This window comes from Bradyrhizobium sp. LCT2, from assembly GCF_009931255.1.
Classification (GTDB): Bacteria; Pseudomonadota; Alphaproteobacteria; order Rhizobiales; family Xanthobacteraceae; genus Bradyrhizobium; species Bradyrhizobium diazoefficiens.
Window position 1 is genome coordinate 207,107 of sequence record NZ_CP034432.1, and the last position, 19,620, is coordinate 226,726.

Genomic DNA, 19,620 nt, shown 5'->3' on the forward strand with positions numbered 1-19,620 from the left:
GTCGGCTCGGCCGGCCTGCCGTCAGCCGACCACCCGATCTCCGACGAATCGACGACACCTCGATCGGGATCACGGGCAGTAGAGATGTGCTCGAAAAGGCGGTGTTGGCCAGCCGAAACGAGGCCGGGTTCGCAGATGGGTACTGGGCGACCGCGCCATCCAGAACCAAGCCACGAACTCCTACACAATTGAAACTCCTTGTGATTTTGCAAGCGCTCGCAGCGCAGCGATGCTCGCCGCCGACTTCGGCCTTGAGCACGCCTCATAACTCTGCGCGCCATGGCGGCTTCGGGATGCTAGTATCGCGAAGGCCGCAAGACCGACGCGATTGAAATACGGTCGAGACGATGGCGCGCGAAGAGACGCACTCCAAAAACAACGCCTGACCGCACTTGCGGTTCGTCGGCCGGGATATGGAGGACGCTATGGCATGGCGCGACGACAAGGCCCGGGCAACTCTGATCCACGACGCGGCGCAAAGCGTGCAGCCGGGCAAGGCGCCCCGGACCTTTGCCGAGCTTCTGTTCGGCTACACCAATAGCGAGGATCTCGCCAACTACGATGCCTCCTCGCTTGCCCTGCTGGCGGAGCAAGCCTGGGAGCACGTGCAGCGGCGCACGGCCGGTCGTGCCGATATCCGCATCGTCAATCCGATGATGCCGGATGGGCGCGAGATTTCCGTGCTCGAAATTCTCAACGACAACATGCCCTTCCTGTTCGATTCCACCATGGCGGAAATCGCCGAGCAGGGCATCGAAGTCACCCTCGTCGCTCACCCCATCATCGCGGTGGAGCGCGATGACCAGGGCAAGCTGCTGCACTTCTACGGTGAAGCCCTCCCGGAGGGAGCAAAGGGCGCGCGAGAGAGCCTGATTCACCTCCACATCACCCGCCTGGACGCCGACGCTGACCGCGACAGGCTGATTGACGGCCTCACCAGGACGTTGAGCGACGTGCGCGCCTGCGTCGTCGACTGGCGCGCCATGCGCGACCGGGTCGAGGACGCGATCAAGACTTTCTCGTCCAATCCGCCGCCGCTGCCGATCGACGAGGTCGCCGAGGCCAATCAGTTCCTGCAATGGCTGTGCGCCGACAATTTCACCTTTCTCGGCGTGCGCGAATATCGCTTCTCGCCCGACAGCGATGGGTCGGACGACATCACGACCGCCGAGGGCCTCGGCATCCTGCGCGATCCCGATGCGAAGGTCCTGCGCCGCGGCAACGAAATGGTGGTGATGACATCGGAAATTCGCGAGTTCATGCGCGAGCCGACCCTGCTGATCGTCATCAAGGCCAATGTGAACAGCCGGGTTCATCGCCGCATCCGGATGGATTATGTCGGCATCAAGCTTTATGCGCCCGACGGCCGGCTCGAGGGCGAATTGCGTGTCGTCGGCCTGTTCACCTCGGGCGCGTATACGCGCTCGGCACGACAGATCCCCTATATCCGTCACAAGGTGACACGGGTGCTCCAGCGCGCCGGCTTCGACCCGAACAGCCATTCGGGCAAGGCCTTGATGCATATGCTCGAGGAATATCCGCGCGACGAGCTATTCCAGGTCGACGTCGACACCCTCTTCAATTTCGTCATGGAGATTTTGATCCTCTATGAGCGCCCCCGCGTCCGGGCGCTGGCCCGGGTCGACAAGTTCGATCGCTTCGTCTCCATCCTCGTCTTCATTCCACGCGACAAATACGACACCGACGTGCGCACGCGCGTCGCCAACTTCCTGGCGCAGGCCTACCGGGGGACGCTGTCGGCCTCCTACGTATCCTTCCCCGAAGGAGCATTGGCGCGCGTCCACTACATCATCGGACGTTATGAAGGTAAGACCCCCGCCGTCGAGCGCGCCGCGCTGGAAGCCGGGATCAGCGCCATTGCCGCGACCTGGGCCGACAAGCTGAAGGCCGCGCTGGCTGCGTCGACCGATGGCATGCGGGCGCGCATGCTCGCCAATCGCTATGCCCAGGCCTTTACCGGCGGCTATACCGAGGTGTCCACGGCGGAACAGGCGATCGCCGATATCGCCACCATCGAGAAGCTCACCCCGGCCCGCCCGGTGACGATTTCGGTTCACCGCTTCGAGGAGGACGATCCCAGGCGCTTCGGCCTGAAGGTGTTCTCGGATGCCGCGCCGCTGTCGCTGTCCTATCGCGTGCCGGTGATCGAAAATCACGGCCTGCGCGTGGTCGACGAACGCACCTATCAGATCGTGCCCGGCAACAGGCCCGAGCCGGTATGGCTGCACGACATGACGATCGAGACCAGCGACGGCCAGCCGATCGAGATCAGCCGGGAATTCAGCCATCGCCTGGAAGCCTCAATCATGGCGGTGGTCACCGATCGCGCCGAATCCGACGGATATAACGCCCTGATCCTGCGCACGGCCCTGGGCTGGCGGGAAGTCTCGACCATCCGGGCGCTGTCGCGCTATTTGCACCAGATCCGCGCTCCGTTCACCCAGGACTATATGTGGGAGACCTTGCGCAAGAACGCCGCGATCACAGCCAACCTCGTCGCGCTGTTCCAGGCCCGCCGCGATCCGCGCCTCGTCCTGACCGATCGCGAGCGTTCGGCGCGCGAGACAACTCTGCTTGCCGAAATCGAGGAGCAGCTCAAATCCGTCGCCTCGCTCGATGAAGACCGCATCCTGCGCCGCTTCACCAATCTGGTGCAGTCGACCATCCGCACCAATTTATGGCAGGTCGGCCGGGACGGACATCCGCGCCCGGTGATCTCCTTCAAGTTCGACGCGCGCAAGATCGAGGACCTGCCCCCTCCCCGACCACTCTATGAGATTTTCGTCTATTCAACCCGCGTCGAAGGCATTCACCTGCGCTTCGGCAAGGTTGCGCGCGGTGGCTTGCGCTGGTCCGATCGGCCGCAGGATTTCCGCACCGAGATCCTCGGCCTGGTGAAAGCGCAGCAGGTCAAGAACGCCGTGATCGTGCCGGTCGGCGCCAAGGGCGGCTTCGTACCCAAGCGGCTGCCGCCGCCCTCCGATCGCGAGGCGTGGCTCGCGGAGGGCACCGAAGCCTATCGCATCTTCGTTCGCTCGCTGCTCGAACTCACCGACAATCTCGACGGCGACGTCGTCGTGCCGCCCGACTTGACCGTGCGGCATGACGGCGACGACCCCTACCTCGTCGTCGCCGCCGACAAGGGCACCGCCACCTTCTCCGACATCGCCAATGCGATTTCGGCCGAGAAGAACCATTGGCTCGGCGATGCCTTCGCCTCCGGCGGCAGCCAGGGCTACGACCACAAGAAGATGGGGATCACGGCGCGCGGCGCCTGGGAAGCGGTCAAGCGCCACTTCCGCGAGCTCGGCACCGACATTCAGACCATGCCTTTCACCGTGGTCGGCGTCGGCGACATGTCCGGCGACGTTTTCGGCAATGGCATGCTGCTCTCGCCGGCGACAAAGCTCGTGGCGGCATTCGATCACCGCGACATCTTCATCGATCCCTCGCCTGATCCCTCGATCAGCTTCGCCGAACGCAAGCGCCTGTTCGACCTGCCGCGATCGAGCTGGCAGGACTACAACAAGACGCTGATCTCGCGGGGCGGCGGCGTGTTCTCGCGCACGCTCAAGGCGATCCCGCTGGCACCGGAAGTGCGCACCCTGCTCGATCTCGACAAGGAGCAGGCCACACCGTTCGAGGTGATGACGGCGATCCTGAAGGCGCGCGCGGACTTGCTGTGGTTCGGCGGCATTGGCACCTACATCCGGGCGTCGGCGGAGAGCGACGATCAGGCCGGCGACCGCGCCAATGATCCGATCCGCATCACCGGGACCGAGGTTCGCGCCAGGGTGATCGGCGAAGGCGCCAATCTCGGCGTCACCCAGCGCGGCCGCATCGAAGCGGCGCAGACGGGCGTCAAGCTCAACACCGACGCGATCGACAATTCCGCCGGCGTGAATACCTCGGACGTCGAGGTCAACATCAAGATTGCATTGGCGCGCCCCGAGCGCGAGGGACGCCTCAGCCCGGCTGACCGCAACACCCTGCTCGCCGCGATGACCGATGAAGTCGGCACGCTGGTGCTGCGCAACAACTACCTCCAGACGCTGGCGCTCTCGCTTGCCGAACGCAAGGGCGTGGCCGAGACCGGCTTCCTCACCCGCCTGATGCAGTCGCTCGAGCAGCGTCACCTGCTCAGCCGTGCCGTGGAATTCCTGCCGACGATGCAGCGATCGCCGAGCGCACGAGGCGCGGCCAGGCCCTGACACGGCCGGAGCTCGCCGTATTGCTCGCCTACGCCAAGCTGACACTCTACGAAGACCTGCTCCTCACCGGCGTGCCGGATGATCCTTATCTCGCCCGCCGACTGTCCCTGTATTTTCCGCGCGAGGTTCTCGAGAAATTCCCGACCGCGGTCGAGCACCATCGCCTCCGACGCGAGATCATCGCGACCAGTCTCGTCAATGCCGTGATCAACCGCGGGGGCCCGGCCTGCATCGTGCGCCTGACCGACGAGACCGACGCCGATATCTCGACCATCGTCATGGCGCAGGTGGCGGTGGACGCGATCTACGAGCTCAGGCGACTCAACGACGCGATCGACGCGCTCGACACACGTATCGACGGGCAGTTGCAGCTCAGCCTCTACGCGACGATCCAGGATCTCCTGCTCTCCCGCATGGTCTGGTACGTGCGCAATGTCGATTTCAAGGATGGGCTGAGCGCGATCAACGCCCGGTTTGGCCCTGCCGTCCGCGAGATCGCAGCCTCCCTCGACGACGCCCTGCCGCCGGACCTGCAAGCCGCGCGCGGCAAGCGCCGGCAGGAGCTGACCGATGCCGGCGTCCCGACCGGCCTCGCCGGCGAATTGGCGGACCTCGACGCCCTGGTCTCGGCGCCTGACATCGTGACGGTCGCCGAGCGCACCGGCCGCAGCATCCGCGATGCCACTGCGACGTTCTTTGCCACTGAGGCCAATTTCCGTCTCGACCGCATCATCGCCGCCGCGCGCAGCGTGCCGGTCAGCGATCATTTCGAACGCCTGGCCATCGACCGCGCCGTCGAACTGATCGCGGCGGCCGAAAGACGCCTGACCGCGGATATGCTGGCAACCGGCCAATCCGGTCAGCAGGCTGTGGAGACCTGGCTTGCGGCTCATCCCGAGGCGACGCGCATCCGCCGCGCGGTCGAGGAGATTTCTGCCGGCGGCCTGACGCTCGCCAAGCTGATGGTGGCGGCCAACTTGTTGGGGGACCTGGTCAAAGCCTAGAGGGAGGAATCCAATGATTCACGCCACGTGCCATACCGCCGACAATGTCCGCTGTATCGAGTTCGATGCCACACCGTGGTTCAACGAGGCTGATGCTCCGAGCATCATCGATTTGGCCCAACGAGGATGGTCCAGCACGGCGATTGCGGAATCCCTCGAGCACCGACGTGGATACGAAGGCTTGCACGACCTCGTTGAGTATGCGGCGAAGCGACTGCAATCGGAATCCCTGGAGGACCCGACCTGGGAAACCTTCGAGTGCGTCGTCGATGGACCCGAGGCCGTCGCCTGGCTCGAGAAGAACCGGCCCAACGTTGTCGCAAGGATCCCGTAGACCAAGGCAAGCGCGGCAAAGGCCACAATTGATTGGCGGCATCGCACACGAAGCGGAAATGGCGCGCCACGGCCGATGAAGATGGGCACTATTGTTTCGCTGTGCCACTGTGCGCAGTCTGGCGCTCTATCCAGCCGAGCCACGGGCGCGTGCGCCGGCGCTGTCACGCGGCGCCGTTACAGTTTTCCATAGACTCGCCCGGCGACCGCCTTCAGGCGCTCGACCGAGCCGGACTCCGGATGCGGCTTGACCGGCGCGAACAGGATCGAAGCCTGCCTGCCGTTCTTCCAGACATAGATGTTGACGGCGTTGCCGTTGCCCTTGGTGCAGGAATGCTCGCCGAACGCTTCACTGCCGAGCTCGGGTATCGCCACGTGTTGGCACGGGCCCGCGCGCTTCATCATGCTGATGACGGTGTCGCGCGAGATCGCGATCACCGCGACGGTCATGGTGTTGGCCTCGCGATCGAACATCATGCAGCTGCCCGCGCCGGTCCGCTGGACCGTCAGCGTGCCCTCGTCGAGAAAGCCGTCGGCATCCGCGGCCGTGAGCCACTCGCAATTGCCGAACCGCTCGCTGCTCTTGCTTACATTCCCGATGGCAACGCGCGCGGCTTCGGTGATCGGTCCGAGCAGCGCATCGTCGGCACGCCGGCCGATCGGATAGACGCTGATCTGCAGGATGTAGTCGCCGGACAAGGCGACGACCGAGGCCTCCTGGCGCTGCGCACCGGCGGCGCTCGTTCCGCCCTGGCCTTCGTCGCCGATCCCGGCGACTGCGTTAAGCGGCATGCGCTCGCCAAGCGTCTTGACGAAGGTCGCGTACAATTCCCTGGCGCGGTCCTTGTCGGGATTGCGGAACACGGTCAACATCATCGTGTCGCCGCGCCCGGCCTGGTAGATGCAGCCGCGACCGTCCTGATTTGAAATCAGCGACCATTTGAGCGCCGGCATCGCACGGGCGAGCTCCTGGGCGCTGATGAACGGGCAGGTCTCGGCCGCGCGCACGGGAAGGACCGGGACGGCTGCGATTGCAAGGAACAGGGCGAGGCAGGAGAACAGACGATCGATAGGACGCATGGGACAACTTACCACCGCAAATGGCGCGCCATTCAGAACAAAACCGCGAGCTCGTATATAATTGAAATTGTTATACAAATTCAAGCTTCTGGGAGGATCGACTCACCGAAGGCTACCTACGTCCCCAACGGTTTCCGCCGAGTTTATGATGGACGTAGTTTAGCGATCCGCCGGCGCCCGAGGCCATGCTCGCCGATCTGTCGCGCTACACCCACCGCGTTGCCATCGCCAACAGCCGCCTGATCGCCTTCGACCAGCAGGGTGTCACCGAGGGGGAGCAAAACTGCCCACCAGCAGAAACCTCGTGATGCTCACGCCTTCTCGAATGTCCAAGGGACGGCCGACCGGGGACGAATTGTCGCGAAACGAGCAATCTCGCCAGACTTGATAACTTGCTTATGATATCGCGGAGATAGCTTGTTCGCAGCTGTCCGCTTTTCTGGGAGAAAGCGGGCGCTGTAGCTCTGCCGGTTTACCGTGGGTAGGCTTTATCAATGGACAATGTCACCGCTCGAACGAACGCCGACGCCTTGACCAAGAGAAGCCTCGCTCAAACAAAGACTGGCGAAAGCCCGCCACGCACGGATGTCGGCACGATAACGCTCCATTGGGCGACCGCGCTCGCGTTCGTCGTAAGCCTCGTTACCGGCATACGCATCGCAGCGGACGCGTTGCGCGCCCCCTTCTCGAAATGGCTCGCTCCGGTCCTGCCGCAGGGCGAGATCTTTTCCTGGCACTTCCTCGCGGGACTCGCCGTCTTCTTCTGCGGGTCGGCCTACGTCGCCTACCTCGCGCGCAGCGGCCTCGTCGAGCGCAACAGCCCCAAGAAGACGCGGATCCTCGCGATGCGCGCTCCGGCTCGCCTCAAATGGGGAGCCGTCAACATCATCCTGCACTGGTTCGTCTATGCGCTCGTGATCTTCCTCACGGGGACGGGCGTGATGATGTATCTCGGCTATGGCGGCTGGTGGGCTTATTTCCACTCGACCGCCGCCTTCGTCGCGCTCGTCTATATCTTCGCGCATGTCGTCGCGCATTTTCTCTATGGCGGCTGGCAGCAGATTTTCCGCGTGTTTCGGCCGGCGCCGCTCGCGATCACGAAGGCCGTGCGGCCGAGGCCTCTTCTCGTCGCCGCTGCGATCGGGGTGGCAGTCGCGTGCGGCGTCGCCGGGCTCGACTGGGCAACGCGCGATACGCTCGTCGTCGCGCGGGTGAGCGACGCGCCCAAGCTGGACGGCGCCATGGGCGATCCCGCCTGGTCGCGCGCGCGCCCCGTCTTCATCCGCACGCAGCAGGGTGCCAATCTCGGCGGATCGGGCGAATCGCTCGTGGAGGTGCGCGCCCTGCACGACGGGCAGAAGATCTATTTCGCCTTCCGCTGGGAGGATCCCACGCGCTCCCTGCGCCGCATTCCGATCATCAAGAAAGAGGACGGCTGGTACGTCCTCGACGAGCGTGCGGGCCTGCAAGATGCCGTCGACTTCTACGAGGATAAACTGGCGGCCATCTTCTCAGATAATCCATCGCTCGGCGGCGCAGGCGCGACGGATCTCGGCACCAACCCGCTGCCCGGCAAGCCGATGCCGATCAACGGCCGGGGCTTCCACTACACGACGGATGCCAGCTACATTGACATGTGGCAGTGGAAGGCGTCGCGCGGGGGCATGCTCGGGCGTGTCGACAGCCAATATATCGGCCCGCCCTACGCCCCGACCTTGGACGAGCAAAATTACGATGCCCGCTACCAAGGCGGCTATTGGAACAAGCCTGGTCGCGCTCTTTATTCGTATAACTTCAAGTTCATCCACAGGAACGACAAGGGGCCCGTCACGGTTCTGCGGCTTCCCAAGGACTGGAAGGCGCAGGTCGCGGCCCTCAGCAAATTCGATCTTAATCCCGACAGCAGCGACGACGAGAACGGCCGCTGGTACATGTTCGACGGGGAGAGCGAACCCTACACTCCAGAGGCCGACGCGAGGATTCCCGTTGGCACGATCCTGCCCGGCGTGATTATTGCCGGCGACAACGAAGGAGAGCGGGCCAATGTCACCGGGGTTTCAAAATGGAGCAACGGACATTGGACGCTCGAGCTGACGCGCAACATGAAAAGCGATGGCCGATATGACAAAGCCTTCGTGCCAGCCCACGATCTCTACATGTGGGTCGCTGTCTTCGACCATGCACAGACGCGGCATGCGAGCCATAACCGCCCGGTGCGTGTCGTCACGCAGAACTAGGCGTCTCATGGGGAGCGACGTGCTCGACCGGAGGCCACTACGGCGCGGCTGCGCTGAAGCATCGCTTCGCCCTCAACCGCGCATCGCATTCCGGCGCGGCGAGCAGCGGCCTGCTCGCAGAAATTCGCGACGCCCAGAGGCCTCGCGATGAAGACTCATTGTCGGCTCGTCCTCAACGGCAAGCTCGTCGAAGCCCGCGCCGGCGAAAGCCTGATCGACGCGGCGCTCGGCGGCTCGATCCTCATTCCACACGACTGCAGATCGGGACAATGTCAGAGCTGCCGGGTGACGGTCGTTTCGGGCTCGGTCGATGACGGCGGCTCGGGCCATGGCCGCACTGTGCTCGCCTGCCAGGCCGCGGTCGCAGGCGATGCGGAGATCGAATTCGAAGAATTGCCGCTACCGATGAAGCGGGCGTGCGCCGTTACCGAGATCAACGAGCTCTCGCCAGAGATCGCCGAAGTCGTGCTGACGACCTCAGCGCCGCTCGAGTTTCGGCCGGGCCAATATGTGCGCGTCAAGTTTTCCGGCTATCCTGCGCGCGAGTTCAGCCCGACCTTCAGACTCGATGGCTCCTTCAAGCAAGTCGAACTCGTCTTCCACATCCGGCGCCTGCCTGACGGCACGGTGTCGGGGCAGATCGGCAAGGCCATCAGGCCCGGCCATGCGGCACATGTGCAAGGCCCCTTCGGACAAGCCTATCTACGACAGGGCCAGGGGCCGCTGGTGCTGGTCGCCGGCGGAGCAGGCTGGGCCCCGATCTGGGCGCTGGCCCGCTCGGCGCGCTCGACCCAGCGCAACCGCGAGATGGCGGTCGTCGCCGGCAGCCGGGATGCCGATAACCTCTATATGCTTCCCTCGTTGCAGTGGCTGATCGACGACGGTGTCCGCGACGTCACTGCGACGACGGAGGTCGGATCTACCCTGCCGATCAGGCCCGGGCGCCCGTCGCACTACCTGCCCCTGCTCGGGCTGGAGGATACGGTCTACGTCGCCGGCCCCGTTGGTCTCGTCGACATCGTGAAGAACAAGGCGCGCTCGGCCAATGCGGAATGCTACGCCGATCCTTTCCTGCCGAGCTCTCAGACCCCATCGCTGATGGACAAGATCACCCGTCTATGGCGAAGCCGGGAGCAGCCTCATCGCCCCGGTCTGTGAGCCGATGCCGAGCTTAGCAGCGCCGGCGGCTCACGGCTTGACGGGCAGACTACCGAGGCTGGTGATGACGTCGGCCGCCTTCTGGGTATCGGCAAAGCGTAGAAAGGCCAAGGCGTCCGGATCCTGCAACGTGCTTAAATAGATCAGCGCCAGCACCGCGCTCGAGGGATAATCCGCGTCGGTCGGATAGTGGCCGTCCACGCGAAGCACTGTGAGCCCCTGTTCCAACGGCCGCGAGAAGGGGCCGAAGCCGATCGCGCCTTGAACATCGCGAACCGTCTCGATCGCTTCCTGTGTGGTCGTCGCCGTCTTCGATTTCTCGGTGATCTCGAGATCATGCCAGCCGGGCATGCTGGCCCGTAGCACGGTGAGAGTGCTGTCCTGGTCCTCGCGCCGCACGACGCGGATGCGCATATCGGCGCCGCCAAGCTCCTTCCAATTCGCGAGGCGGCCCGAATAGATCGCAACGAGCTGATCGCTTGTGACGGCACTCACTCCACAGCCGGGATGGACGATGAAAGCCGAGGGCAGGCGGGCGATCTCCTTGTAGACGATGCCGGAAGCCGCTTCGGCGTCGGTCAGGCGGCGTGCGACGCGCCCTAAGATCGCCTTGCCGGACCCCACGGCCGCGATGCCTCCGCCAGAACCGATGCTCGGCGGGACCTCGATCTGTGGCGATCCTTCCTGCTGCATGAAGCTCGCGGCGATGACGCGCAGGACATCGATTCCGTCTCCGGTCCCGACGATGTCGAGCCTGCGTGTTTCGGCGCTAGCGGCATTCACCCCCGCAAGGCAGAGGCCCAAAATTGCCGCCGTTATCCTCGAAAATGCCATGGCAAACCCCTTCGAAGCACGAGGTGCGCAATCTGGCAAAGAAACCTAAACCATCTGTTGTCGCAACGCCGTGCCTTTTGGGATCATCCGTGGCGGACAGAAAGTGAAAAGCACAAAATCTGACGGTTTAAAAAAACCATTTGCTAATTAACCGGCCACAAATAGACGATCAAATTGACGATTTTGGGTATTCCACTCGCCTAAGGTTGGTGCCTGGAAGGGGCCTCAATGAGCGACATTGACCGGCCCCCATAAGTTCAGGGTGCTGGCGGTGGTGGCGACTGACCCGGATATGGCAGAGGCATCGAGGGCGCCGCCCCGCTGGCGTCGTTGGGCCGTTCCGTCCGGGATTCCGAGTTTCCCCTCGTCTATCGCCATGCGCCTTGTTGCCGTCGTGCTCGCGACCGGCGTCCTCGGGCTCGGCCTCATCGGCGGCTTGACGGCGCTACGCCTGCAGCAGCAACTGAGGCATCAGGCTGGGGCACTGGGTGAACTCTCAGAAGACCAGCTCGCTCATCGCCTCGACGGCGAGGCGCAGTTGGCGCGAGCGCGAATCGAGGTCCTGGGCGCAGAAACCGCATCTCGCCTGCGTCAGATCGCTCAGCGCGCCGATGTCGCCAAGGCGGTCGCCTCGAACAACGATGTGACTATCCGCGAGTTGCTCAGCATCGTTGCTTCGACCTCCGGCTTCGAAAGGCTGATCGCCTTCGACGAAACCGGTCGCGTGATCGGCGCCAACACGCCCCTCGACCTCCTCGCGCTCAACCGGGCGCTCGAGAGTACCGCTCTCTCTGTCAATCTCAACGCGATCCTCAAGGACAATAGCCGCTCGCACCCGCGGGGTGAGGAAGGCATCAATGAGTTCAAATTGCGTGAATTGTCAGCGCTCGGCCTGCCGCAGCGCCACACCATAGCGCACACCGCGATCGAGCCCGTGTTCGACGACTTCGGCGACCTCATCGGCGCGCTTGCCGCCATCCGACCGCTCGGCCGCACGGAACGGACCCTCGAGAACTTCACTTCGCTAGCCAATGCCGGCGTGGTCATCATCACGGGTGACAACGAGATCGTGTCTTCCGCGGGGCCTGAAGGGGTGAGATTCAGCGGCGCCAGGACGCGTTTGACCGGGCTGCAGCGCTCGGATGACGGCAACTACGTCGCGCGCTGTGTCGATTACGAGGCGACGCTCAAGGTGTGTACGTTCGCGAGCGCATCGCTGGTGACGACGACACGCGATCAGATGTTCCAGATCGGCGCATCCCATACGCGTTCGCTGATGTGGCAGTTCCTGGCATCCGCGGCGCTGGCGCTCGGTGCCTTGGTCGTCGCGCTATTGGCCGCCGTGAGGCACCTCACGAAAGGACTTTCAGCGCTCGCCAAGACCGCCCAGGAAATCGCGGGTGGCAATCTCGACGTTCAATTCCGCGCAACGGGCATCGGCGAGGTCCGCGGCCTCGGCCTCGCATTCGAGCGAATGCTGACGCATTTGCGGGCCAGCACTCAAAGAATTCGCCAGCTCGCTTTCTACGACACGGTGAGCCGCCTTCCCAATCGGGAGAAGATGCGCGTCGATGCGCCGGCGCTCATCGGCGCGGAAGAGGGCGCAGCGCTGTTCTTCCTCGACCTGGATGGCTTCAAATCCATCAACGACACTTTCGGGCACAAGGCTGGCGACGAGCTGCTCAGGATGGTGGCCGAGCGCTTGAGCAATTTGCTGACGTCCAAGGGCGCTGCCGGCAAATGTCTGCTCGCCCGGGTCGGGGGCGACGAGTTCGTCGCCATCATCGCTGGGGTGAAGACGGTCGAGGCCGCGAGCCTCAGTGCCCGCGAGATGATCGAGACGCTGCAGGTTTCCTTCAAGCTCCAGAGCAACCATGCAACCATCGGCGTCAGCATCGGCATTGCGATCTGTCCCACCCATGGCACAACCTATGACGATCTCCTGATCCGCGCCGACCTTGCGATGTACGTCGCGAAGAGCTCGGGACGCAATACCTACGCGTTCTTCACCCCGGATCTCGCAGAGGTCGCGCGTGCCCGCCATGCGCTCGAAACCGATCTCGCCCTGGCGATCCGCAATGAAGAGCTCGTCGTCCACTACCAGCCCAAGGTGTCCTGCGCGAATGGCCGCATCCTAGGGGTGGAGGCGCTGGCGCGCTGGCATCACCCGAAGGAGGGCGACATTCCTCCTCAGCGCTTCATCAAGATCGCGGAAGAGATCGGCCTCATCATGGAGATCGACCGCTTCGTGCTCAGGCGCGCGCTCGCCGAAATCGGGGGCTTGATCCGGGCCGGCTCGAACCTCGTGCTCGCCGTAAATGTCGCGGCGACGGAAATCGAAGACCCGCTGTTCATCAGGGATATCATCACGACCGTTCGCGAGGCCGACTTCCCGCCGCCAAACCTCGAGATCGAGATCACAGAGTCGGTCGCGATGCGCAATCCTGATGTCGTGCGCGAGAGAATAAGCCTGCTCAGGCAATTGGGCATACGCTTCGCAATGGACGATTTCGGAGCCGGCTATTCGAATCTTTCGACGATGGCGAGGCTCCCCTTCGACGCCGTGAAGCTCGATCGCACGCTCGTGGCGGGTGTCGCGGGAGACCGCGAAAAGCAGACGATTCTTCGCCTGGCGCTCGGACTTGCGGACGAATTGGGGTTCGAAACGGTCGTTGAAGGCGTCGAAACGGCCGAAGACCTTCGGTTCGCGGCCGAAAACGGCGCCACCATGGCGCAAGGTTATATTTTTTCTCCGCCGCTACCGCTCGAAGAGTTCGCCGTCCTGCTCCAGCCAACCCTTTTGGCGGTCGAACTGGTGCCCAGGCGAGACGGAGCGGAGCGGAAGACTATGATCCGCTGAGGCGTCGGCGCCAACCTCAGATGCCGATCGGGTATCAAATAGGCACCGATCCATACGAGAGCTCTGCAAGAGTTCGCGGTTCTGTACTGAATGGTGGGAAAATGGCGCGCCCGGAACGATTCGAACGTCCGACCCTCAGATTCGTAGTCTGATGCTCTATCCAGCTGAGCTACGGGCGCGTTTTTCGCGGACAGTGCGGGCTGGGCCCGCAGGCAGCCTCCGGACAGCGCCGGAGGGGTGCGAAAGAGCGCTCTGACTAACCGCTCTTGTCCCGATTGGCAAGGTCCGGGATGGGGAGATTTTGTAGAGAAATGACGACTTCGCCCGGGTCATTCCGGGCTCGCCAAGCGAGAAGTGCGGAATCTCGACCCCAAACCTCTGGATTCCGGGTTCGGCGCTTTGCGCCGCCCCGGAATGACGCCGTTGCTCGGCCGCTGACCGACTTACGCCCGCGCCCGCTCGTTGCGGATGGAGAGCAGTTCCACGGGGCGGTCGGGGATGACGATCCGGAAGGTGGCGCCGATGGTGCCTTCGACCAGGTGGATGTCGCCGCCATGGGCGCGGACGAGCTCGGCGGCGATGGCCAAACCAAGCCCGCTGCCGCCAGGACGGCCCGATGTCTGGAACGCCTCGAACAGATGGTCGCGGGTCTTCTGGGGGACGCCGGGACCGGTGTCGGAGACCTCCAGGATGGCGACGGCGCCCTCGCGCTTGCCCGTGATCCGGATCTGCTGCGCGCCGCCGTCGCCGGAGGAATGACTTTCCAGCGCCTGGGCGGCGTTGCGGACGAGGTTGAGCAGCACGCGGAACAGCTGGTCGGGGTCGGCATCGACCGCGAGCCCGCGCTCGATCGCGGCGACCCAGGCGATCGAGGCATCGCTGGCAAGGCCGGCGGTCTCGCGCACCTCGAGCACGACAGGCTCGATCAGGATCATGCGGCGGTCGGGCGAGGCCTCCTGGGCGCGGCCGTAGGACAGCGTCGACTGGCAGAAGGCGATGGCGCGCTCGAGCGAACGCACGAGCTTGGGCGCAAAGCGCTGCACCCGCGGATCCGGCACGCTGGCAAGCTGGTCCGACAAAAGCTGCGCCGACGCCAGCAGATTGCGCAGATCGTGGTTGATCTTGGAGACGGCGAGGCCGAGGGCGGCAAGCCGGCTCTTCTGATGCAGCATCGACATCAAATCGCGCTGCATGTCCGACAATTCGCGTTCGGCCACCCCGATCTCGTCGCTGCGCTGGCTCGGCACGATGATCCGCGCCGAGCTCTCGGGGTTTTCGTGGAAGCCGACCAGGCTCGCGGTGAGCCGCCGCATCGGCCGCACGAAGAGATAGTGGAGCGCGAGATAGACGAGGCCCGCGGTCAAGACCCCGATGATCAGCGCGACCACGACGACATTGCGGGAGAAGCGGTACATCGACTGCCGCAGCGGCAATTCGTCGGTCACGATCTCGACGAACTGGGCGTTGCCGACGCCGGGGCCGACGATGCGGATGGCCTGGTTGCCGGTCTCCAGCATCATCTGGATCGAGCCGGTGATCGCCTCCCATACGGTCATGTCGCGGAGGTCAACGTCGTGCTCGATCGCGGCGGGCAGATTGTCGCTGGCGAGCAACCGGCGCTGCTGGCCCATCTTGATCGCGACGGCGCGGGCATTGATGCTTTTCAGGATCTCGCGCGACAGCGAATCGGGAACCATGCCGAGCGGGGCGGCGTCGAGCACCAGTGCCGCCGTGTTGGCGGCGGCCACGCGGTCGTTCAGCCGGTTGACCCAGAAGTTGGCGATGGCGGGCACATAGAGAAGAATGGCCGCGATCATCACCAGGGGGACCGTGAGCAGCAGCAGCTTGCCTGACAGCCCCAAGCCGGCAGGCCCACGCGGCCGCATCGCCGGCGGGTCCCGCTGATCCGTATCCTGGATCGGCTGGAGGTCTGTCGCTGCCACGAAATTCGTCCTCGCTGACTTGGCCGGACTGAGTTGGCCGGTGAACGATCTGGCGGAGGAAGGATGCGGCCACCCCCCGGTCCGGTCAAATTACGGATCGCTAATCTCCCAAGGTGGGATGTAGGCGCTGATAAGGCGAGTCGCCACCTCAACGATTAAAAACCCCGCACAATCAGCGATATTCAGCGCAATCCTGCGCTCTCGCGGCGTTGACGAAAAGGGAGCGCTCGCATATAAGCCGCCCGAATTGTCCGCGATGACCCGGTGTGACGCCGGGAGCGGCTCTCTTGGGGCCGAAAAAGGGCCCGTTTTGGGCCGCATCGTTGGGACTTTACCATCAATTCTACAGGCAAATTGCCCGGTCAGCGGAGAAAAACCCGTGAAGCGGACTTATCAACCCAGCAAACTGGTGCGCAAGCGCCGTCACGGTTTCCGTGCCCGTCTCGCCACTGCCGGCGGCCGCAAGGTTCTCGCCGCCCGCCGCGCCCGCGGCCGCAAGCGTCTGAGCGCCTGAGCCAGACCCCCTTTTTGGGATTTCATCATGGATCGGCTGAGGCAGCGGGCGGATTTCCTCGCCGTTGCCAATGGCGCGCGGGTGAATAGTCCCGCGTTCGTCCTGCAAAGCCGCCCCCGCGACGACAGCGGCCCGATCAGAATCGGCTTCACCGTCACCAAAAAGAACGGCAACGCCCCCGAGCGCAATCGCATCCGGCGCCGGCTTCGCGAACTGGTGAAGCGGCTCGAGCCGGTGTTAATGCAGCCCCATCATGATTATGTGCTGGTCGGCCGAAGGGACGCGTTGTCGCGCCCCTTCGCCACCATGCTCGACGATCTGCGCATAGCGTTCTCGAAGCCCGCGCGGCATACGGCCAAGGAACAGTCAAAGGGACGCGGCCAGAGGCCCGGCACCGCTCCTGCTGCCAGCCGCAAAACGGATTGATGACGAGACATTAGATGATGACCGACAATCGCAATACCATCCTCGCCGTCATTCTATCGGGCCTCGTGCTGATCGCCTGGCAGTATTTCTACAACGTGCCGGCGATGGAGAAGCAGCGCGCCCAGCAGCAGGCGCAGGCCGAGCTCCAGAAGACCACGCCGCAGCCGACGGCCTCCGCGACGCCGGGGGCCACGCCGCAATCCGGCGGTGCCGCGCAGCCGTCAACGCCGGCAGCAGGCCAGCAGGCTCAGCCGGTCGTCGCCCGCGACGCCGCGATTGCGGCCAGCCCGCGCGTGAAGATCGACACGCCGCGGATCGCCGGCAGCATCTCGCTGAAGGGCGGCCGCATCGACGATGTCGCGCTGGTGCAGTATCGCGAAACGGTCGATCCGAAGTCGCCGCCGATCGTCCTGTATTCGCCCTCGGGCACCGCTGAGCCCTATTACGCCGAGTTCGGCTGGGTGCCGGCCACGGGCGTGACGGCGAAACTGCCGGACGCGCAGACCCTCTGGCAGCAGGACGGCAGCGGCAGCCTGACGCCGACGACGCCGGCGGTGCTGAAGTGGGACAATGGCGAGGGCCTCACCTTCCGCCGCACCATCTCGGTCGACGACCACTATCTCTTCACCATCAAGGACGAGGTGAGCAATGTCGGCAACGCGCCGGTCACGCTCTATCCGTTCGCGCTGATCTCGCGTCACGGCACGCCGCAGGTTTCCGGCTACTACATCCTGCACGAAGGCCTGATCGGCTATCTCGATGGCTTGCAGGAATACGCCTACAAGAAGATCGACGAAGCCAAGTCGGTGAACTTCAAGGCCACCAATGGCTGGCTCGGCATGACCGACAAGTACTGGGCCTCGGCGCTGCTGCCGGACACCAGTGCCCAGCTCCAGGCGCGCTTCTCGTCGAACCCGGTCGGCAACGTCCACACCTACCAGACCGACTATCTGCTCGATCCCGTCACCGTCGCGATCGGCGGCAGTGCGACGGCGAACGCGCGGCTGTTTGCCGGCGCCAAGGAAGCCGGCGTGGTCGGCATCAACTTCCCGCTCGCCGGCCACGGCGGTTACAACAAGGAACTCAACCTCAACCATTTCGACCTGTTGATCGACTGGGGCTGGTTCTACTTCATCACCAAGCCGATGTTCCTCGGCCTCGACTTCTTCTACCGCTTCTTCGGCAATTTCGGCATCTCGATCCTGCTCGTGACCGTGATCGTGAAGCTCTTGTTCTTCCCGCTGGCGAACAAGTCCTACGCCTCGATGGCGAAGATGAAGTCGATCCAGCCGCAGCTTCAGGCGCTGAAGGAGCGCTACCCCGACGACAAGGTGAAGCAGCAGCAGGAGATGATGGAGATCTACCGCAAGGAGAAGATCAATCCGGTCGCCGGCTGTCTTCCCGTCGTGATCCAGATCCCGGTGTTCTTCTCACTCTACAAGGTGCTGTTCGTCACCATCGAGATGCGGCAGGCGCCGTTCTACGGCTGGATCAAGGACCTCTCCGCGCCGGATCCGACCAATCTGTTCAACCTGTTCGGGCTGATCCCGCTCGATCCGACCACGATTCCGGTGTTCGGCCACTACCTCGCGCTCGGCATCTGGCCGATCATCATGGGCATCACGATGTGGTTCCAGATGAAGCTGAACCCGACGCCGCCGGATCCGACCCAGCAGATGATCTTCAACTGGATGCCGCTGATCTTCACCTTCATGCTGGCGGGCTTCCCGGCGGGCCTCGTGATCTACTGGGCCTGGAACAACACGCTCTCGGTGCTCCAGCAGAGCTTCATCATGCGCCGCAACGGCGTGAAGGTGGAGCTGTTCGACAATCTCAAGGCGACGTTCGCGAGGAAGGCGACGTAAGTCACCCACTCCGTCATTCCGGGATGGTGCGCAGCACCAGACCCGGAATCTCGAGATTCCGGATTCGATGCTTCGCGTCGCTCCGGAATGACCGCGAAACAAAGAGCTTCGCATGACCGACGACAAAGATGCGAAGCTGATCGAGGCCGGGCGAAAGCTGTTCGCGCGCGACTGGCAGTTCATCTGGGCCTCGCCCTCGATCCAGACGCTGCCGCCGATGGACGGGCTGGAGATCGCCTTTGCCGGCCGCTCCAATGTCGGCAAGTCGAGCCTGATCAACGCGCTCACCGGCCGTAACGCGCTGGCGCGCACCTCGCATACGCCGGGCCGCACCCAGGAGCTGATCTTCTTCGAGGTCCCCGGAAAGAAAGACCTGCGCCTCGTCGACATGCCCGGCTATGGCTACGCCAAGGCACCGAAGAGCCAGGTCGCGTCCTGGACCGAGCTGATTCATAAATTCCTGCTGGGCCGCGCCAGCCTCGCGCGCGTCTATGTGCTGATCGACGCGCGGCACGGCCTGAAGGACGTCGATCTCGATATCCTCGGGACGCTCGACCGCTCCGCCGTGAGCTACCAGATCGTGCTGACCAAGGCCGACCAGGTGAAGCCCTCCGAGCTTGCCTCGCGCATTGCCGAGACCGAGGCCGCGCTGGCCAAGCATCCGGCCGCGTTCCCGAACGTGCTCGCGACCTCGTCGCGGAGCGCGACGGGCATGGCCGAGCTGCGCGCCGCGATGGCGAAGCTGCTGGAAGAGCGGAGTTCGTGATGGCCGCGCATCGCCTGTTGATTGGGCTTGCCGGCTTGATGGGCGCCGCCGGCGTCGCGCTGGCCGCCGCCTCCGCCCATGGCGGCGACGCGAGCCGGCTTGCCTCCGCCAGCGCCATGCTGCTGTTTCATGCAACTGCCATACTTGCGACGGTCGCGCTGCTCGCGCGCGGCCTTCTGCACGGCGGAATTGGCCTCATTGCCGCGTCCGGCTTCGTAGGCGGCGCCGCGCTGTTCGCGGGCGATCTCACCTTGCGGCAATTTGCCGGGCACTCGCTGTTTCCCTACGCGGCGCCGACCGGTGGGACGGTGATGATCTTGAGCTGGCTGGCGGTGACGCTGGCGGCCGTGGTGGCGCAGAAATAGCGC

Annotated in this window: 12 protein-coding genes, 1 tRNA gene and 2 pseudogenes; 11 read left to right on the forward strand and 4 right to left on the reverse strand. The window is 64.1% G+C overall.

All coding sequences use genetic code 11. The features are described 5' to 3' along the window. Positions 1-413: 413 nt before the first annotated feature. Positions 414-5,236: pseudogene (locus tag EI171_RS01830) on the forward strand (NAD-glutamate dehydrogenase). A gap of 13 nt (positions 5,237-5,249) precedes the next feature. Further along, positions 5,250-5,570: a hypothetical protein gene (locus EI171_RS01835; RefSeq protein WP_161532422.1), complete on the forward strand. Its 321-nt coding sequence runs from the start codon at positions 5,250-5,252 to the stop codon at positions 5,568-5,570. A gap of 176 nt (positions 5,571-5,746) precedes the next feature. On the opposite strand, the gene EI171_RS01840 is transcribed toward EI171_RS01835, so the two are convergent. Continuing rightward, positions 5,747-6,649, reverse strand: a complete 903-nt coding sequence (locus tag EI171_RS01840) for a hypothetical protein (RefSeq protein ID WP_161532423.1) — start codon at positions 6,647-6,649, stop codon at positions 5,747-5,749. 176 nt (positions 6,650-6,825) lie between these two features. Here EI171_RS01840 and EI171_RS01845 point away from each other — a divergent pair. The 3 genes and pseudogenes from EI171_RS01845 to EI171_RS01855 all read left to right on the forward strand — a co-directional run. Beyond that, positions 6,826-6,918 (forward strand): annotated as a pseudogene (locus EI171_RS01845) (transposase); the annotation flags it as partial. A gap of 261 nt (positions 6,919-7,179) precedes the next feature. Further along, positions 7,180-8,886, forward strand: coding sequence for an ethylbenzene dehydrogenase-related protein (locus tag EI171_RS01850; protein ID WP_246740428.1), 1,707 nt, complete (start codon positions 7,180-7,182; stop codon positions 8,884-8,886). 147 nt (positions 8,887-9,033) lie between these two features. Next, the gene (locus EI171_RS01855) at positions 9,034-10,044 is read left to right on the forward strand and encodes a 2Fe-2S iron-sulfur cluster-binding protein (RefSeq protein WP_161532425.1); all 1,011 of its coding nucleotides are present in this window, start codon (positions 9,034-9,036) and stop codon (positions 10,042-10,044) included. A 30-nt stretch (positions 10,045-10,074) separates the two neighbouring features. On the opposite strand, the gene EI171_RS01860 is transcribed toward EI171_RS01855, so the two are convergent. After that, on the reverse strand, positions 10,075-10,878 hold the full coding sequence (locus EI171_RS01860; protein ID WP_028175476.1) for a PstS family phosphate ABC transporter substrate-binding protein: 804 nt from the start codon (positions 10,876-10,878) through the stop codon (positions 10,075-10,077). A gap of 262 nt (positions 10,879-11,140) precedes the next feature. On the opposite strand from EI171_RS01860, the gene EI171_RS01865 reads away from it, so the two are divergent. After that, positions 11,141-13,738 carry an EAL domain-containing protein gene (locus tag EI171_RS01865; protein ID WP_161532426.1) on the forward strand — a complete coding sequence of 866 codons (2,598 nt, stop codon included), beginning with the start codon at positions 11,141-11,143 and terminating at the stop codon, positions 13,736-13,738. A gap of 102 nt (positions 13,739-13,840) precedes the next feature. On the opposite strand, the gene EI171_RS01870 is transcribed toward EI171_RS01865, so the two are convergent. Next, a tRNA-Arg gene (locus EI171_RS01870) sits at positions 13,841-13,917 on the reverse strand. A gap of 264 nt (positions 13,918-14,181) precedes the next feature. After that, a complete protein-coding gene (locus EI171_RS01875; RefSeq protein ID WP_028175987.1) occupies positions 14,182-15,681 on the reverse strand; it encodes a HAMP domain-containing sensor histidine kinase in 1,500 nt (499 codons plus the stop codon). 379 nt (positions 15,682-16,060) lie between these two features. Between EI171_RS01875 and rpmH the strand changes: the two genes are divergently transcribed. The 5 genes from rpmH to EI171_RS01900 all read left to right on the forward strand — a co-directional run bounded on the left by rpmH (position 16,061) and on the right by EI171_RS01900 (position 19,617). Next, on the forward strand, positions 16,061-16,195 hold the full coding sequence (gene rpmH / locus EI171_RS01880) for a 50S ribosomal protein L34 (protein WP_008542748.1): 135 nt from the start codon (positions 16,061-16,063) through the stop codon (positions 16,193-16,195). 27 nt (positions 16,196-16,222) lie between these two features. Then, positions 16,223-16,621, forward strand: coding sequence for a ribonuclease P protein component (gene rnpA / locus EI171_RS01885; protein ID WP_011090819.1), 399 nt, complete (start codon positions 16,223-16,225; stop codon positions 16,619-16,621). A gap of 17 nt (positions 16,622-16,638) precedes the next feature. Continuing rightward, complete coding sequence (yidC, locus tag EI171_RS01890) at positions 16,639-18,486, forward strand: membrane protein insertase YidC (protein ID WP_038966085.1); 1,848 nt, start codon at positions 16,639-16,641, stop codon at positions 18,484-18,486. A gap of 112 nt (positions 18,487-18,598) precedes the next feature. Then, positions 18,599-19,252, forward strand: a complete 654-nt coding sequence (gene yihA, locus EI171_RS01895; RefSeq protein ID WP_028175985.1) for a ribosome biogenesis GTP-binding protein YihA/YsxC — start codon at positions 18,599-18,601, stop codon at positions 19,250-19,252. Beyond that, the gene (locus EI171_RS01900) at positions 19,252-19,617 is read left to right on the forward strand and encodes a DUF423 domain-containing protein (protein ID WP_028175984.1); all 366 of its coding nucleotides are present in this window, start codon (positions 19,252-19,254) and stop codon (positions 19,615-19,617) included. Before yihA ends, EI171_RS01900 begins: the two co-directional genes overlap by 1 nt. Positions 19,618-19,620: the final 3 nt, after the last annotated feature.

What these genes read in the sequence shown, in the direction of transcription:
- rnpA (WP_011090819.1), top strand. Translation starts at nt 16,223, where the DNA reads ATGGATCGGCTGAGGCAGCGGGCGGATTTCCTCGCCGTTGCCAATGGC.
- yihA (WP_028175985.1), top strand. Translation starts at nt 18,599, where the DNA reads ATGACCGACGACAAAGATGCGAAGCTGATCGAGGCCGGGCGAAAGCTG.
- EI171_RS01855 (WP_161532425.1), top strand. Translation starts at nt 9,034, where the DNA reads ATGAAGACTCATTGTCGGCTCGTCCTCAACGGCAAGCTCGTCGAAGCC.
- EI171_RS01860 (WP_028175476.1), bottom strand. Translation starts at nt 10,878, where the DNA reads ATGGCATTTTCGAGGATAACGGCGGCAATTTTGGGCCTCTGCCTTGCG.
- EI171_RS01835 (WP_161532422.1), top strand. Translation starts at nt 5,250, where the DNA reads ATGATTCACGCCACGTGCCATACCGCCGACAATGTCCGCTGTATCGAG.
- EI171_RS01840 (WP_161532423.1), bottom strand. Translation starts at nt 6,649, where the DNA reads ATGCGTCCTATCGATCGTCTGTTCTCCTGCCTCGCCCTGTTCCTTGCA.
- yidC (WP_038966085.1), top strand. Translation starts at nt 16,639, where the DNA reads ATGACCGACAATCGCAATACCATCCTCGCCGTCATTCTATCGGGCCTC.
- EI171_RS01900 (WP_028175984.1), top strand. Translation starts at nt 19,252, where the DNA reads ATGGCCGCGCATCGCCTGTTGATTGGGCTTGCCGGCTTGATGGGCGCC.